At 66.8% G+C, this 16,256-nt stretch carries 4 protein-coding genes (1 of these 4 cut by a window edge); all 4 read right to left on the bottom strand.

All coding sequences use genetic code 11. The annotated features are described in order from the left end of the window. Positions 1–15: 15 nt before the first annotated feature. The gene (locus ACIA75_RS17080) at positions 16–1,887 is read right to left on the bottom strand and encodes a hypothetical protein (protein ID WP_397104786.1); all 1,872 of its coding nucleotides are present in this window, start codon (positions 1,885–1,887) and stop codon (positions 16–18) included. Positions 1,888–1,948: 61 nt separating this feature from the next. Next, on the bottom strand, positions 1,949–2,779 hold the full coding sequence (locus tag ACIA75_RS17075; protein ID WP_397104784.1) for an ESX secretion-associated protein EspG: 831 nt from the start codon (positions 2,777–2,779) through the stop codon (positions 1,949–1,951). 127 nt (positions 2,780–2,906) lie between these two features. Then, complete coding sequence (locus tag ACIA75_RS17070; protein WP_397104782.1) at positions 2,907–3,191, bottom strand: hypothetical protein; 285 nt, start codon at positions 3,189–3,191, stop codon at positions 2,907–2,909. A 49-nt stretch (positions 3,192–3,240) separates the two neighbouring features. Then, positions 3,241–16,256, bottom strand: the 3' end of a protein-coding gene (locus tag ACIA75_RS17065) for a hypothetical protein (RefSeq protein ID WP_397104780.1). Its footprint extends 15,763 nt past the window's final position; 13,016 of the gene's 28,779 nt are visible here — the last part of the coding sequence; the start codon falls outside the window, past its right edge; it ends in the stop codon at positions 3,241–3,243.

Genomic DNA, 16,256 nt, shown 5'->3' with positions numbered 1-16,256 from the left:
CACGCCGGGCGTCGTTCAGCTATCGATAACCGGTTTGACCGCGATCGGCGCCTCCCCGATCCCTTCATCGAGCCACTCGCCGGTAATAAGGTGATCGGCCCTGTCATGTTCTTTCGCCTGTTGCTGCCCCGCTCCGGCCCCCGCGCCGCCACCGCCGCCCATCGGGGCACCACCCATCGGGCTCCCCTGCCACGGCCCCGCCGTCACTGTGGAGGTGCTCATCCCGTGGGCGGTGCCCGTCAGCGATGCCCGGGGAAAGAGTCGCGCCGCCTTCTCCGCGCCCGGCAGCTGCGGCGTTTTCATCCCGGAGCCGGGGCCGCCACCGGACGCACTTCCGCCGGCGCCTGAGCCGCCCCCCAGCGCCTTCTCCACGTTCTGCAGTGCCGACTGATACCGATTTGCCGCATCCTGGAGTCCCGGCGGTATCCCAGGCGGGCGGTTCGCGGCGAGCTGCTGCAGCGCCTGCTGCGCCTGCTGTGCCGCGGACGACAGCTGCGGCAGAGCTGAGCCGGCCGGCGGCTGTGCCTGCTGCGCGGCCTGCGCCGCCACTGGCTGTTGCTGTTGCTGTTGCCGCACCGTCTGCCGCTCCGTTACCGGTGGACCCTTCCGGGTCCGCGGACTCCGCTGGACCCGCTCCGCCGATTGCCGCCGACCCGGCACCAGGGCCTCTCGCGCCTGCACCACATCTCGTCCCTCGATGCGCTGTTGCGCGGCCGGCTGCGCTGTCGTGAGCGCCGGATCCGACAAGCCGGCCGTAGACAACTGAGGAGCCTGCGCACCGGCCGGAATGCTCGGCATCGCCCCGGTGGAACCAGCGGGAACATCGCCGGCACGGCCGCTGGAAACCCCGCCGCTACTCCTTCTCGCACCGGTGCCGCTGGGCGAGGTGGTACTGCCGGTCGGGCTCGGCAGGACGGGAATGGCCGCGGCCGCAGAGTGGATACCCGGCTCGTACCAGTTCTGATATACCGTCCTGGCCAGCGATTCAGTCGGCTTCCGGTGGTCGCTCGAGGTATTCCCCCACGACTCGGGGGGCATGTTGGACGCGGTGGTGAACGTCCAGAAAACAGTCTCCTGCAAGTTGTTGCCGAGCATATCCATGGCATGCAGCAGGCCCTGCCCTTGCCCCAGATAGGACCGGACGGCCAGGGCTGCCCCCTTGGCACCCTCCCCCACCCATCGGTCGGAGTTCTCCACCAGGCCCAGCATGTTCTGCTCGAAGCCGGTGAACCCGGTCTGCAGTTGCAGACCCATCCGGATCCAGCCGGATCCCTTCGATGTCAGGGATTCCGTATACCCGGACAATGCCTCACCGAGAAGCCACAGATCGTTGAAGCCCATTCCTTCAGTGGGTGGAACACCGATATTCAGCGTTTGCCGTTCGGCGCCCGGTGGTAACTTGCCAAGATTCTCCGGCGGCCGGTACTCGCCGTCCGGATCCACGCATTGCAGCGGAACGTTGCAGTCGGGACGCCAGCGGCCGGGCTCGGTCTCGATCATCCCGATATGTTCGATCGGAAGATGCGAGGTGCTGCTGCCGGTCAGGTTCCGGAAGTCGTCCTCGGCATCCGACTCCGTGCCCTTGTATTTCTTTCCGGCCAGGATGAAAGCGACGCCGAGGTCGGTCACGACACTCTTGTGCGCCTTCAGGACCTCCCGCATGTCAGCGGCGAGCTCACTGAATTTGCCCGCCAGCCGCACAGCGCCGGGCAGGTGCCCCAATCCTTGGACGTTCTCCACCTCGGAGATGCCGGATTCGACGAATTCGCAGACGTTCACCAGGTCCGCACAGAATTCGGCCGCGTCGCGGCCGACGGTCGTATCGAAGGTGAAGCCGCCATCGGCCGCTTTATCGCGAAGTGCTTCCCACTGGTTCTCTCCGGACATCGCCGGCTCCTTTTCGATCCCACGCATCGATCACCGTTCCGGTAATACGATGCTCGTTCGGTCAACCGATGTTCACTCGATATCGTTCGTCCTTGATCGACTCGATAACCTCCGCGATCTTCGAATTCACCGCCTCCACTGTGCGCTGCCGATCGGCAGCCCGGGCGACGGGCGGGCTCTGATCATCGATGACGTATCTTCCGTCGTCCTCGAGGTCATGCCAGCCGATGCGGTAGCGAGCGATCCCACGGGGGCCGAACACCGAGTACCCCTGCTCGATATCGACGGTCCCGCTACGCTCCACCGGCGCCGAAAGAAATGCGGCAGCCCGCTTCTCGGCCGAATCGGTGAACCAATCCCGGGTCCGGGAACCGCCGTGGTGGCACTCGAATTCGTTGTCCACCCGGTGATCGGGCAGGACGATATCGGCCAGCGTTCCGGCCGCGCATTCGGGCATCGCCGCCACCAGGGTGTCGGCGAGGCGGAGCGCATCGCATTCGGTAACGGTGAATCCACCGCTGTGCCAGCACGTTTCTCCGGGCAGCTGACGGGTCACATACCCGCGATCGCCTCGGCGGACCCCGGACAACCGCACCAGCTGCGCGGGATCCTGCGGATCCCGGCCGCCCGCGCCGTCGACGACGATCCGGACATCGGGTTGAGCCATCGCCTCGAGCACGGGACCGAACGAGGTGTCCAGGCGCTGTTCCAGTTCCCCGCGCGTGCGCGCTCGATCGGCACGGAAGCTCGCGGGATCCTGGGTACGGGCGGTGTAGTAGAACGGGAAGGGAAGCCCACCCCGATCCAGCCCGGACCACAGCACATAGTATTCGAGGTCGGTGAATTCCCAGTTACGGTCCGCAGGACCGGATTCCGGTGCTACTACGGTCATGGCCGGCCCTGTTCCGGCAGCGCGATGAGCTCATCCTCCGATGCATGCCGAAATCGACCGCCAACGAAAAGATCACCGCCCCCGTCCGCATTCGCATCGACGCCGGCAGTCCACACCGGTCTGCCCGTCATTCGCCGTCCCGGATACGGCGCATTTCCTCGATCTGACGCGCCAGCTCCGCCCGGTACCGTTCGGCATTGCCGCCGTCGAGCTGACCAGCGAACGCGTCCTTCGCGGCTGCCACCAGGACATCGGTGACATTCGGATACGCGCGGGCAATCGCCCACAATGCCTCGTCGGTCTCCATATCCAAGCCGGTCTCCGACCTTAGCCCGCCCCCCGCGCACACCGAGGCGAGTTCAGCATCGAAATTCTGGACCAGTTCTGCACGGGTCGGGTGATCGAGCCGCATTTTTCCTCCTCGAAACTGTTACTTCCTGCGCTGAATTCCGCTCACGGATTCAGCCGAACAATGTTTTACGACGGTCACCGTCGGCGAGGACCGCACTGATATAGGCACCCAGGTCCAGCTCCCGCGGTAGCACCCGATAGGTGAGGTCTGCCAGTACCGTCTCCGCGACGGCGACAACGAATCGGCTCATCCGCGGCCCGGCCGGGCCCCACCATGCGGTTACCGCACCGCTGCACTCGAGGTGGTGCTCCCCGACCCGCAGCGCGAGCTCCCCACCGGCGGCGCGGTAGAACACCACCGCGATCTTGCCGAGGTCGCCGTAGACACCGCACTGCTCTCCTACCGCACCATGCGCCACATGTAGTGCCCCGGTGTGCGGATCGAATACCGCCGGCACGCCGGCACCGGCGAAAGGCCGAACCAGAATGACCGGTACCTCGCCGGCCGGCAGATCCGGCCGCTGGGTGCCGCGGACGCCGGTATCTGGCCCGGCTGCGGAACGATCACGGTGCGGAGTCCGCCCGGTTCCCGGGAACGCCGGGTCCAGCGGCGGCCCGGCCGGCGAGTATCCCGGCCCCGCGACCGGCAGTCCGGGTTTCGCACCGGGAGCGTCCGGAGGTCCGCTCATCCCCGGGATCTTCGGGCCGACGGCGGATGCGGTGTGCACAGGAGTGTCGGTGTGCGGGTCCCCGAAGTCTGGCCGAGTGTGTGAAACCGGGCGGGAATATCCCGGACCGTACCGACCGGGTGCTCCTGACCGGCCGGGGTCATCGGACGGAACCGAGGGATCCGGGATACCGGATGGCAGCGGCTCGCCCGGCCGAACTGTCTGCGGCGCGTCCGGAAGCCACATCTGATTCGGCGGTTCCGGCTGCGTGTATCGGCTTGGTGGCGGCGCCGAGCCCTGAGGTTGCGACCGATCCGGGGAACGGTCGCGGCGTGGAGGAGCGGATTCATCGGGGGCGCCCGGTTGTTCCGGGTTCGCGGGATAGGGCAATCCCGGCGTACCCAGCCGATTCTGCCACCCGCGCACATCCGGGTTCTCCGGATGCGGAAGCGCCCCGGAAGAACCCGGCACGGGTGTTTCACGGTGTCCGTCCGCTGGTACCAGCAAGTCGAACATCCGTTTACGTTCCGCAAGGTCCAACCGATCCGGCGAGTCGGTGGACTCCGGCCGTTCGAGACGGGCCAGCGTTTCCGCATCCGGCCATTCGACCGGTGCGATATGAACCGGGCCGGGCCACTCCTTTTCCTCCGGCCATATTCGTGGTTCCGGCACCCGGGATCGCAGCGATGATCCCCGCGGCCGCCGGCGGGGCGCCGGCTCGCCCGGCCGGGTCCGGCCCGGATCGTCGCCGTCCCGCCGGCCGGCCTGGTCCGAACCGATGTCCGGCCGGTCCTGCGACCGCACTCGCTGCCTCGACATCAGCAGTTCGTAGACCATCCGCATCGGACCGGCAGCGTGGTCCGCACCCCGGAGCACCACTTCGACAAGCGCGTTCCGCATACCTTCCGCGGGGGTCACGCCGTGCTCACCGGTGCGGTATCCGGGGAATGTCAGCCGCAGCCAATCCTCGTAATCGATCTCCCACCAGCCCGGATGGGTGTCGTAGTACACCTGCAATGCCGCATTGAGTTCGGCTTCGGCCGCTCGGTAATCCTGATACTCGACAGCTTGGCCGACCCCGCGGATCACCGCCGCATATATCGGCCGCTCCAGTACCTCTCCGGGATATTGCGCGTCGTCGATCTTCTCCTGCAGGTAGTTCAGCAGTTCACCCGGATCGACGGGAGTGCCGTCCGGTCGTTCCGCCCGGAAATGCAGGGCATTGAACATCAGCTCGGAGCCGCTGTTGCCGGTACCGGAGTCCGGAATCCACGCACTGAAGCCGTCTTCGGTGTGGTCGTCGAATCGGCCCGGCCCCGCAAGCGCGATCTTGCCCACCCCCATGGCCGAAAGCAGCTCGGACACATCCGCCATCGCCCGCGCGAATTCCTGCACTCGTTCCGGGTTCAGATCGCCGCGGTCGAGCCCGGACACCCTCAACTCGTCGTTTCCGGTGTGCCGGCGCAGCATCTCTTGCAGGGTCACCCGGACCGCGCGCGGCTCCGCCCCGAAAAACGGATCGTCGCGGCCCGCACCGGCCAGGATCTCGTCGATCATCTCCCGGAACTCGTTCCGGCTCACCTGCGGTTCGGCATCGTTGCCTTCCATGGTGGGGTGTGGAAGATCGCGGAATGCGCGGGCGCCGAACTGTGCCCAGTCGGCCAGCCGTCCGAGCGGCCCACGCCGCTGGGCCCTTTCCACCGCACCGATCAGACTGTCGAATGCTTTCTCATGCAACCCGCCGGCCGGGAAGGGGCTCGCCACTACCTCGACGAAAATGTCCGCCAGCGCATCCGCCGGATCGACCACCGGCTCGGTGAACTCCTCGGAGGGAGTGATGTCGACGTATCCGGTGAAATCCCCGGCCTGATCGAGAGAATCCGGGACAATATCCCAGTACATACCGTCCGCCAAGGGCTCCCCGGCCCACAATAGCTCCAACAGCACCTTGTGGGCGTAGCCGATACCGGCGAAGTCGAGTACTCGCGCGTATTCCCGCAGGCCCACCGAGTACACCGGCCGGTACTCCAGCCCCCAATGTTGGGCACCGCCCTTTTTCGGCCCTGCCTTCGCCAGCACCTCGGCCCGGAACCGCCTGGCATCGGCGGCCAACTCGGCATTGAAGGTGATGGAGGTGGCATGCACCGCACCGGTGATCGGATTCACCTGCGTGTCGGTATGCGCCAATACGCCTTTCGGAAGTTCGCCGAAGGCAATGTATTCGAAACCCGGTGGCCGGAACCGCCCGAGCATGTCTTCGGCAAATCGCGCGATATCGCGAGCCACCTCGAGATCCACCGAGTTGTCGAACCCGTACACCGGCATCGACAGCCGGGCGCTGAGTTCGTTTCGCACTGCATTGACACTCGTCAGCCGCGACCAATCATCGGCGGGAGCGCCCAGTAGCCCGGCGACCGATGTCTTATTCGCTTCGGTCGGTGGCTGTTTCACCTCGAAGCCGTGGCGCTCGGCGAGCACCCGCAGGGCATGGAGCCGCCCACTGGACAGCGGTGCGCCGAATCGGACCCGGTCAGTGAACCGGCCGAGCTGATCGCGCACCGGCCCGGGCCGGCCGGCTTGATGCTCGGCGGCGCGGACCACCACATCGTGCAGTAACCGCAGCGCCGGGGGAACCTTTTTCCGGCCCAGCACCTCTACTGCCGCGAACGCCGCGGGCAGTGCCTTTTCCGGCAGCAGCTTCCACCCGGCCCTCCCACCGAGCTCATAACTGTCATCGGTCAATTGCTCGCGGGCCCATTGCACGAACCCTTCCCGGGTCGGCTTGCGCAGATGCAGCCGTTCGCCCCGCTCATACAGCGTGAGCAACGCCTGCTCGGCCACGCGCGGCGCATCCCAGTTCCCCTTGGCCATCAGCGCCTTTGCGAATTCCTCCACCATCGTGGTGTATACCGGCCGGAGCGCGGCATTCGGGTAAGCGACCCCCATGTCGACCGCGAACCGAGCAGATTCGGCCAGCGTTCGGGCCGCGCTGTCGAGCATTCGGCGGTTGATCGCGATCATTGCCGCAGCAGGAATTCCGGTCGATTTGGCGATCGGAGCGCTCGTATAAGCGTCCTTCCTCGCGCTGGCCGGCGAGATATCGATCTTGCTGATATCGGCCATAGGGTAACGCTCGGACATATCGGTCAGCGCCCGCGCTGTTTCCCGGGCGGATTCGAAGTTCGCTACGGAACCGCGGAATCGGATTACTGAAAGATTATTCCCCGGAATACGCTGTAGTCTCTGCCACAAATAGGCGCCGAGGTTCTCCAGTTTCGTATGGAACGACCATACGTCCTCGTCCGGTACACCCAGCCATTCGACGTCCGAATGCTCGCTGCCCGGTTCCCACTGTTGTCGCGGATCCCGGGTGGCGTCCTGATTCGGCCAAGCACTCCACCGCGATTTCGGCACGGCGGCGGGATCCGCGCTTTCCCGCCGGTCGCCGACACCCTCGTCCGCCGGTCCATCCGGATCACGCCGCCCGGCCATGTCGTCCTCGCCCGGTCCGATATTCTCCGCGTTCTTGATATGCGCGATCGCACCGTTGTACGGCACCGGCTGAGCGTCCCCGTACGGCTGCTCGTACCGCAACCAGTCCGCGGCCCTGCCCAGCAAGCTCGCCGCAGTACCCCGCACTGCCCGTCGCACCAGCAGATTGTGGGCCAGCTGCGTCTCGGCGCCGATCTCCACCGGTTCCGCCCGGCCGGCGTTCAGCAGCTCGGTCAGTTTCACCACCGCGTACGAATCGGCCATTGTTTCGCCCGGCAGTAGCACACCCGCCCGGGAGATACCGTGCCCCGCGAACCTGTTCGCCAGCCAGGCCAGGTAAGTGCCGATCTCCTCCGACGGCTCCGACTCCCGTTCGGGCAGTAGCCGTTTCCACCACTGACCCCACTCCGCCTTCCCGTCGGCAGGCAGCGCACTCCACCACCGCCGTTCCGCACGCAGTTCGCCCAGAAAATGCCGCAGCATCATCGGGCCCAGCAGCTTCCGCGCCGAATGGTTCCCCATCGCGTCCAGCACATGACCGTATTCGTGCAGAGCCACTGCCTGTATCGGCCGGTCGAGGAAGATCTCCGGGAAATACCCGTCCTCGACCTCCTGGGCGATGTACTGCTGTAACCGCTGCGCATCCGCCGCAAACCGGGTATTGAAGGTGATCGATTCGATGTACATCCGGCCGGTTTTCGGATCGATCGCGGTCTTGGTCTGCGCTATCCGGTCCGGCGCCAATTCGGCGAACCCGATCCCGCGCACATCTACATTCCGGGACTCACCGAAGCTGCTCTCCAGTACCCGCGCGTACTCACGGAGCACCACCACATCGAGTGTCTCCGTCGGCGCGTCCGAATCGAGCAGGTCGGCGTTCACTCCGGATGACTGCCCCGGGAACCCGAACAGCTCGACAGCGCGGCCGGGCAGCACCCGCCCCAGCATCGCCTGAAGTTCGGGCCAGATCTTTTCCAGTGGCACGTCCGACCACTTGTCCTCGGTCCTGACACCCAGCGGATCGGCTTCCGAATGCCCCTCACCACGGGCAGCGTCGTCGTCACCTACTGCGGTGACGCTGTCGGAGATGTTGCGCCCCTGCGGGGTATACCCCAGCCACTCGGCGAGCTTCTCGTCCAGCACGTTCAGCGCCGCATTCACTCGCTCCGGCTCCGAGCCCGATTCGACCTCTGCATATCGCACGCCCTCCCCGGCGCTCAACTCCAGCACAACCCGGCCGGGCTCCCCGCGGACGGGTTCGACGGCCAGCGCCACCCGGACCAGCCCGTCCGCGGACTCGACCGTCTCGGCGCGGATCGCGAACCCGTCACCGAATCCGTCCAGCAACCCCGCCCGCTCCGCAGTCCCGGAACCCGTCTCGGCCAGCAAGACGGACCCGCCCCCCTCGAGCACTCTGCCGAGAGTGGGCGTGCCGATTTCCGGATGCCACAGCGCCCCCCGCGCGCTACTCCGGAAGCGCGCCTGCGCCAGATCGACACCATGGCGCCGGAGCTGGTCCAGCACCTGTGCGGTATACAGCGGGTCGAAACCGGCGTCGCGAAACCTTCCCGCCCCGTCCGGCCACAAGAAGGTCACCCTGCCCGCGTTCACCTCCCACATACCGAAACCCGCCACCGCGTCGACCGGATCCGTGGACTGTGCGTACTCGGCGACCAGCTCACCGTGGCCGAAGGCTGCCTCGACCGTCCGGAATCGACCCACCGCGTTCATCACGAACGCATCCGCCTTCGATCCGGTGTAAAGCTCACCGGCCGCGTCCCGGAGCAATCCTTCTGCGTCCAGCACGAGTTCGGTGGACTTCCCGCGTGGCCGGGTATCGGCCGGCAGTTCGGGCTCCCTCGTCGCGTAGTGGGCACGACTGCGCGAATACTGGCCTCGCCCCGGATCACCGGTGCCGCCGATGTCCGCCCGGCGGGAAGCATTCGTTACTGCTTTCGCGGTCGAACCCGGCTCGCCCGGTCGGCGAACCTCCCCACCGGTCGCGGGGGCTTCATCCGGTGTGCCCGATTTCGCACCGATACCTTCGACAAGAAGCGGAGCGATTCGTGCCGGGCCCGCCGGCGCGGGAACACCGAACCTGTCGAACACCGCCCGATACAACTCCCCGGCCGAACCGTCGGGCGACCGCAACACCGCGTCGTCCACGAGTCGCAGGCCCGACATCTGCATCCCGCGCACTTGCTCGTACAGCGAATGGTGCTGGGGTGAAAGGACAGCCAGAATCGCCCCCGCGATATCGGTCTCGGTAACACCCGGCGGCCGCAACCACACGAATCGGGCGGCGATCCGCGCGGCCGTCCCCGAAAGTCCCGCCAGCAGCGGAATCCCCTGCTCGACCCCGACCTCGCGGAACCATTCACCGTCCTTCGCGAGGGTCACTCGTGACACACCGGGACCCCACGGCAGCGGCACCGCGAACTCGCCCGGATCGAGACGCAACGCGGTTTCGGCGTCGACCGGAGCCACCTCGCGGTACACCAGCACACCGGATACCACCGCAGTCCCCGCCTCATCCCGCATCCGGCGGCCGTTGCTGTCGTACTCGTACAGCGGAACAGCGAAGCGGAATGTCTCGTCCGCCGCCGCGAGCTCGGACTCCAGCGCGTCCGTATCGACCCGCCCGCGGGCATCACGCGGCAGCACCCGCCCGGCCTCGAGCCGGGACTTGCGCAGCGCGATCAGCTCACCCGGAATCGCCGCCAATTCCCGCGGTGACAACGGCATGCCCAGCAATGCCCAATCCTGGACGGTGAGCCCCCGCCGAACCTGTTCCCGCGGGTCCCGCTCCCTTTCTTCCGCAGTGCTCAGGGTGCGCTCGTCCGCGACCTCACGATCTTCATCGTATCGCACGGTGTTCCGCACATCACGAAGATCTCTTTTTCCGATCGCCGCCTGTGGGTCGTCGCTGGTGATCCACGTACGCACCTGCGCCAAAGCGTCGGCATCGAGCCCCAACCGCTGGGCCTTCTCGCGCCAATTCTCTTCGTTCAGCAACGCGGCCACACCGTCATCCAGCGTGGTCGTCGCGGGATTCTCGGCAAGCTCACCGCTCCGCAGCATGGCGTTGTACACCGCAGCCATCAATTCACGCGGGTTCCCGTCGTGCCGCAGCTCGTCCAGCAATACCGAACGCGGCACCATCCCGCCGGCCTCCGTATTCTCCGGCGCGAAGAAGGCGCTATCGATCTCGGCTCGCGTCGCGCCGGGATGCAGCGCGGTGAGAACCTCGTGCAGCCGATCGAGCATCGCGACCGCGGCCCTGCTGGTCTCCGGCCGGTGATACAACTCCCGCGCCAGCTCGACCTCGTCCCGCAGGCGCAGCAAACGCCAACCCGGGTCCCCGGGTGTCAGAGGCGCCGGTTCGATCGCATCGTCCGGCGTGCTTTCCCTGGGTATCGGGGCGTCCGCCCCGGCCTCCCCACGGCCCGAAGGTGGGTCGTCGATACCTTTCGTTCCGGTGAGGCCGTCGCTCGACGGGCCATCCGGGGCCGGTGGCTCCGCCCGATGACTCGATTCGAGCAGCCGGTAGATCGCTGCCAGCGGTGCCGGTGCCCCGGTCTCGCCGCGCAGCGTTACCGCGAGGAGAACAGCTCCCATGGCGTTCTCCGGCGATATCTGCTGGTCGGCGGGATCGTGTCCGGGGAGGATCTGCCGCCACCAGTCCGCGTATTCGATATCCCATAGTTCGGGATGAGTGTTGTAGTGGTCCTGCGCTATGGCCGCGAGGTCGCTGCGAACAGCCGCAGGGTCCCGGTATCCGACAGCGCGGCCGACGCCGTGGACCACTGCGCCGTAGACCGGCCGTTCCTGGACCATTTCCGGATACCGGCCGTCGGAAACCCTGTCCTGCACAAAACGGAGAAACGCATCGGATCCGTTATCGATATCGGCAGCCGGCGGCCTACGGAAGAATTCCATGGCGAAGACCAGTCGGTGGCGCGGTTCACCGGTATGGGGGTCCGAATAGCGAATCGATGCCGCGAAACCGTCCCGGGTGTTTTCCCGGAACCCGTCGGAGTACTGCTCCAGAAGACCGACCTCGTCCACGTCTGTACCGGGGAGCCGGCGGAACGTATCGGCCAGCGCCCGCGCGAATTCCTGGACGCGTGCGGGATCCAGATCATCGGATGCCAGCCCGACCACCCGCGGCTCGGTATCGGTGTGCTCGCGCAGTACCTCCTGCAGGATCTCCTGCACCCGATGCGGCTCCTGTCCGAAAAACGGGTCAGCGTCCGCCACGTCCGGTTCCGTCGCATCGACCAGCATCGCGGTGTCACCCTCGACCGCCCGCACCGCGGATTCGAGCTCTGTCAATGCCGCGAGCAGGGCGGAATCGGCTATCCCGGCGGTGGCATCGGCCGGACCGTCGAACTCACCGGTTCGAAATGCCGCGTCCGCGAGCCGCCCGAGCGGCCCGAGCGCCCGGGCCCGTTCCGCTGCCCCGAGCAAGGTGTCGAATGCCGTCCAGTGCGTACCGCTGATACCGCGGCTGCCCAGCACCGATTCGACGAACCCGTCCACCGCGGCCTCGGCCAGGTCCACCGGGGGACGGTCCGGATCCGCACTCTCGTCGACCCGGACGTATCCGGTGAAGCTCCCGGCCCGTTCGGGACTGTCCGGGTAGACATCCCAGTGCCCGCTACCCGAATCACCGGGGCCGGGTTCGACCCACAGCCATTTCGCCAGCTCCTCGTCGCCGCGTCCCCCGCCCGCGGCACGGAGCACCCGGGCGTACTCGCGCAACCCCACCGAATACACCGGCCGGTGTTCCAGCGCCCAATGGTCAGTACCTCCCTGCTTCGGGCCTGCCTTCGCCAGCACCGCGAACCGCAGCGTGCGCGCATCGCGGGCATACTCGGCGCTCAGCGTGATCGTCACTCCGCGCACCGCACCGGTCAACGGATCCCGCCGGAACGTGGTGCGAGCAATCGCACCGTCGGGCACCTCCCCGATGACGATGCCGTCGATCGCCACCCAGGACGGCCAATACCTGTCGAAACCATCGGCCAGCGGACGTACGAACTCCCGCGCCACCTCCACATCCACCGCATCATCGGCGAAACCCTCCACCGGGGCCGACAGATGGGCGCTGAGATCCGCCCCGACCGCCGATGCGGTGGTCCGGAAGGACCACACATCATCGGCGGGAACCCCCAGCAACTCGCTCACCGATGCCGCGGTCGCCTCATCCGGTACCTCATCGGCTACCAGTCCGGTGCCGGCGTTCCCCAGCACCCGCAGCGCCGGCACCGTCCCGGTGCGCAGTGGCGCGCCGAACTGTATCCGGTCGGTGATCCGGCGGAGGTGATCCCGCACGGAACCGGGTGGGTCGTCCTGCCGTTCGGCTGTCCGGAACGCCAGGTCGTTGAGGAACTTCACCAGCGGTGGAACATTCGCCGCGCCCAGCACAGCCACCGCCTGCACGGCCTGCCGCAGCGCTCCCGCCGGATAGAACGCACCGTCCACGTAGCCGTCGATGCTCCCGTGTTCCGGTGCGTGGCTGAGTTGGTCGAGCTGGGTGCGGGTGAATTCCCGGAAGCCCGCCTCGGTCGGCGAGGCAGCCACCATCTCGTACCACTGCCGTACCGCTGGTTCGGCGACCTCCCGCGCGACATCATTACCTCTGGCCAGCACTGCCTCCGCGAGCTGGCTCCACAGCAGCGCCTGTATCGGCCGGCGGGCCATACTCGGATTGTTATTCCCGGTCAGCGTCGCGAACTGGGCCGATTCGGTGGTTCGCCGGGCGGATCCGGCCACCAGCTCCGGGCTGAAGTCGATCGACTCGATAACCCGAACACCGATCTTCGGGTCCCGCGGAGCCCTTGTCACGGCATCCGTGCCGCGGCCCACCGGTGCGATCCGGAAGTGGCCGATTTCGTACTCCGGGTGATCCTCGACAAAGCGAATGAACCCCCGCGCGAGTTCCTTTGTTTTCTCGAGATTCGCGATGAGCGGCCCGGGTTCCCGCTCACCCGTGACCCGGAATTCCTTATTTCTCAGTTCGGTGTGGAAGCCGTAGACCTGCGTCCGTTTGCCGAGATCCCGCAGTCTGCGCTGGAGTAGTTCGCCGACTTCTTCCACGGTCGGCACGTCGAACGATTCGTCGTCCGCCGGCACACCGAGCCATTCCGCGTCCGAATACTCGGTACCCGGTTCCCAATCCAACCGCGGGTCTCGAACGGCATCCGGGTTCGGCCAATCACTCCACGGCGCAGGCAGCTTGTCTCGATGGGACAACCACAACACGGTGTAGAGCGTCTGCGCGAACTCACTGACATGATCACCGTGCACTGCGACCTCGGTCAGCACACTCCCCATGACACTGTCCGGGAGCACCCCCTGGGGGCCCTGGCGATTCCCGGGCAAGACCCTGGCAAGCCAGTCCTCGTAATCCGGGTCACCCCGCCGCGGATCGGTCTCCTCGTAGAGGTGCCGAAGTTCCGCATTGATCGCAATTTCGGCCGCCCGCTGATGCGGGTAATCAATGGCCTCGCCGAACGCATGCACCACCGCCGCATACACCGGATCCTCGAAGACGATATCGGAATACCGGCCCATGCCGACCTGCTCGGCGATGTACTCCAGGAAACTGTGCGGGTTGTCCCCGGATCCGGCCACCACCCGGCCGAATCGTTGCGGATCGAAGAGCAGACCGCGCCGGACCTCCCCCGTGCCCGGATCCGTCTCGTTGACCACGATCGCGAACCGGCCGTCGGGCAGCGCGGCAGACGCCCAGCCGGCGAACTGGAGATTCACCGCGGGAGACAATCCGAACATCTCGGTCAACGCCCGCGCCAGTTCCCGGACCATACCCGGATTCAGCTCGTCGCCGACCCCAGGAGGGTCGATCCCGACTATCTCGAACCGCGGATTGCCGGTGAGCTCCCGCAGCTCGGCCTGTAGCCGTTCGGCAATCGCTCGTGGTCCTCGATCGGGGTAGACGTCCGCTTCCGGGGCCCCACCGTAGGGCACGGAGTCCGCCGCAATTCCCGCGCCGCTATCGCCCGAGCCGGGAAGCCGGTGCTCGGTATCGGTATCGGTATCCGGAACCGGCCACGGTCCGCCCAGATACTCGGGATTCACCTCGACGGTTTCCCGGGGCCGGCCCGGTTCCGGAGGCGAGCCGAGCAGCCGGTGGATCACCTGATCGTCATCCGGTCCGAGCAGCAGTTCGTAGGCCAGCCGGACCGGCTCACCGACCCGGCCCGGCCCATCGAGCATCATCTCGGTGAAGGCGTCGGTCAGTGCCCGGAACCCGTCGAACAGGGTGGTGGGTGTGAAGGCATAACCAGTGAAATTGCCTGCGAGCCAGCCGAGCACACCGATCCCGCTCTGCTCACCCGAGAGTTCGGGCCGGGTCCGGTAGAACAGACTCAGCAACGGTTCGACCTTATCGGCGGCGGCCGGGTTCACACCGTGCACCATGGCCTGGCCGATCGCCTGCACACCTGTTGCGTACGGGCTGATGCGATGCGCACTGCGCGGACCGAACCCGGCATACTGCCCGGCCACTGCCTCCCAGTACCCGGCAGCGTCCCGGGCGAATTCGGCGCTGAAGATCACATCCACGAACCGCCGGCCGGTCTCCGGGGCGATGCCGGGACGCGCGATCGACAGCATGCCGTCGGGAACCGGTCCGTATCCGATCCGCCGAATGTCCGGACTGATGCCGAGTTCCCCGAGCCGCGCGAGCGTATCGGTGAGTCCGCGCGCGTTTTCGGACACTACCGCCGGGTCCAGGCCCTCGAAACCGAAGACCTCCACCTTTTCCATCCGCTGAAGTTGTGCACCCGCCGCTTCCGGGCTCAGCCCGGACCATCGTGCATAAGTATCCGCACGCGGAACAGCCGGTTCCGCAGACGGCGGCCCGGCCTCCCCGGGCAGCCGGGAAGAGTCGGGATCGGGTGACCGCACCGGGCCTCGAACACTACGGTCGACATCTGCGGCTGCGTTCCCGTCCGCAGCGGAATCCAGTGCCGCCAGCAGCTGGACCAGATCATCGACTCTGTCCGGGTGCGCTGTCGCCGGCCCGGCACCGTGCTCGACCGAGTCCTCGTGTTCGTCGGTCCAGGTCTCGCCGGCCGGCCTGGCACCGGGAAGGTTGTCGCGGATCCACTGCTGGTATGCGGAATCGGTTGCCGGGCCCGAAAGATCGCGTAAGTAGTGGTAGAGCACCTGGTTCCGTACCGCATAGTTGTGTACGTCATCGGCGGCGATCTCGAATTCGTGCACGTCGGCCACATTCGAGAGTGCGTAGGCAGCTATCGAATAGGCGGGGCGCAGGAACGGACCCTGCGGCCGGTGGCCGCTGACTTCGATGCCGCGAGCCTCCAGCGCGGAAGCATTGGAACCGGTAAGCATGGCGGGGTTGAACCAGACCTCGGCCCGGACCCGATCCCGGGTGGCCGGCTCGGTCCTGTTGAGAGTCGCGCTGTACGCAGTCCGCCAGTATTCGGGATCGATGCCCTCGGGGGCAGCCTCGGTGAATCCGATCAAACCCAGAGCGGAGTCGGGGTTGTGGCGATCGTGATCGGCTACCGCCCGGATATATTCGTGCACCACCCGTACGCCCTCCGGCGGGACCAGTTCGAACCCCACAATCTCGACATCACGGGGATCATCCGGTCTCTCCCGCAGGAACTCTTCCAGCATCCGGCCGACCCGCACCGGGTCCTTCTCCCCCGCCCACACGTCGTCGGTCGGCGCCCCCCAGAGCTCGGTATCGAAGGGGTCGTCCGGTGTCCCGCCCGGGGTCCCGTCCACTGCCATCGAGACGGCGGGTCCGGCAATCCCGCTGTCCCCGCCCCTGCGCAGGCCGGCGAGGGGGTCCAGGCCGTCGATGACCTCCTCGCCGGTCCTCGCGCGGTAGACCCGGCCGAGCTCCAGAAGTTCGACCAGCCGTTCGCTCGGCACCCGGTCGTTTCGGTACCACTGCGCCAATTCGT

The organism is Nocardia sp. NPDC051750 (assembly GCF_044453135.1).
Classification (GTDB): Bacteria; Actinomycetota; Actinomycetes; order Mycobacteriales; family Mycobacteriaceae; genus Nocardia.
The sequence above is the reverse complement of the archived record's forward strand: the minus strand, read 5'-3'. Positions and strand labels throughout refer to the sequence as shown.